1 protein-coding gene is annotated in these 1756 nt (G+C 62.3%); it reads right to left on the bottom strand.

Annotated features, from left to right (window positions below; translation table 11 throughout):
- Positions 1-6: 6 nt before the first annotated feature.
- A complete protein-coding gene (locus tag GGQ80_RS18255; protein WP_183987535.1) occupies positions 7-1581 on the bottom strand; it encodes a recombinase family protein in 1575 nt (524 codons plus the stop codon).
- Positions 1582-1756 lie beyond the last annotated feature (175 nt).

The raw sequence follows: 1756 nt of genomic DNA, 5'->3' as shown, positions 1-1756 counted from the left end.
TGTCGTTTATGGCCCACGCCGCCAAATCGGTAACTCGCTGACCTGCTCCCCGTTTTCAGGCCACTGATAAGTTAGCTTCGGTGTCCTTATGCCCTCGATGAGACGCGACAGGATATCTGCGGCGTCGCCGCGGATCTTCTCCTCGTTCAGCGTCTCCCTCAGGTTTTGGGCCTTCTTGGCGAAGATCGCGGTCAGGTCGGCAGGTGCGGGCAGGGTGATCGTCTCGATGTCTGGCTGAAGCTGGATTTGCGCTTCAAGCCGTTGCTTCTCGGTCTCGCGCTCGACCAGCAGCTTCGTCAACGTTTCGCTGATGACGCCGGCCAGCATGTTCGCGCCAAGGTTGGCGATCTCGGCAGTGACGACCGCCAGACGTTCGATCAACGCATCGTCGTGGCGTTCGGCATGACGGGTAAGCCGGTCTCGCTCCCGCGCAAACTCTTCTGCAAAGATGCGCGCATGTTCGGGCGTGAAGAGGTGATGCTGGAACACCGCCATCGTCGCATGCTCCACGAGCGCTTTGCGGACCGACACGGTGTTGCCGCAGGTGCCGCGCTCCTTCTGGCCGGCGCAGCGATAATAGTCCTTGCCGCTGATGGTGTAGTTCGACCCGCAGACGCTGCAGCGGATGAGGCCCGATAGAAGATGCTTCTTGCGGTTTTGTCGGCCAAGTGGTGCGTCGGCCTGCGGTCGCTGCCGCTGCTCGATTTCGGCATGCACCGCGTCCCAGAGGTGGTCGTCGACGATGCGCAGATATGGAACGGCAACCTCGACCCATTCCGACTTGTCGCGCAGCCGATAGCGCCGTTCGCGCGTCTCGCTGTCCGGGTTGCGGCGCCACTGCCGGCGACCCCAGACGAGCTGACCGACATAGAGCGGGTTGTTGAGGATGCCGACGGCCTTCTTTGGGTCGCCGCGGATGGTCGAGGCGTTCCATTGTCCGCCCCGCGGGCCGGGGATGCCGTCCTCGTTGAGCCCCTTGGCGATCTGGATGGACGACTGTCCGGCCGCGAACTCGGTGTAGATCCGGCGGACGATATCCGCCTGGGCTTCGTCGATCTCCAACAATCCGCGAATGAGCTCGCCGCGTGCGTCGAGCCTGATGACGCGCTTGAAGCCATAGGCACGACCGCCGGCGAAGCGGCCGGCCAGGACGGCGGCCATCCCGCGAACGGTCTTGTCGATGAGGTGTTTCAAAAAGATCGCGCCCAAGAGGCCTGCGACTGCGAACTTGATCTCGTCCACATGACCTTCGCTGACGGTATGCAGCGACACCCGGTGGTAGGCCAGTTTCTTGCCGAGCCAGGCGACATCCTCGGCATCGCGGGCGAGGCGGTCGAGCGCTTCGCATACGACGATATCTACCCGGCCATTCTCAATATTGCCTAGCAGCTTCTTCAGCCCCGCTCGGGCGCGACGATAGCCCGACTGTTCCGGGTCGAGGTAGGTCGCGACGACCCGGCCACCGAGATAGTCGACCAGCTTCATGCACGATACAGCCTGATCGGCGCTCAATGTGGCCGTCTGCATGCTGGTAGAATGGCGGCCGTAAATAGCGATCGTGCGCGAGGCCTTCATCAGCATCGCAATTACCCTTCCATCTTCGTCACAGCGTGGTCGCTTTGTCCTATTGCGGATTGTCCCCGGACGGCCGCTGCCGCGGCTGACGTGACCCCCGTTTTTTCATCCAGGTGGAACTAGAGACCGGCCCCTCAAAGGGACGGACGGAATGAAGCGGAAGCAATTCTCGGAAGAGCAG

Source organism: Sphingomonas jinjuensis (assembly GCF_014197105.1).
GTDB lineage: Bacteria > Pseudomonadota > Alphaproteobacteria > Sphingomonadales > Sphingomonadaceae > Sphingomonas > Sphingomonas jinjuensis.
Note: the sequence above shows the minus strand (reverse complement) of the source record. Positions and strands in the feature narration are given on the sequence as shown.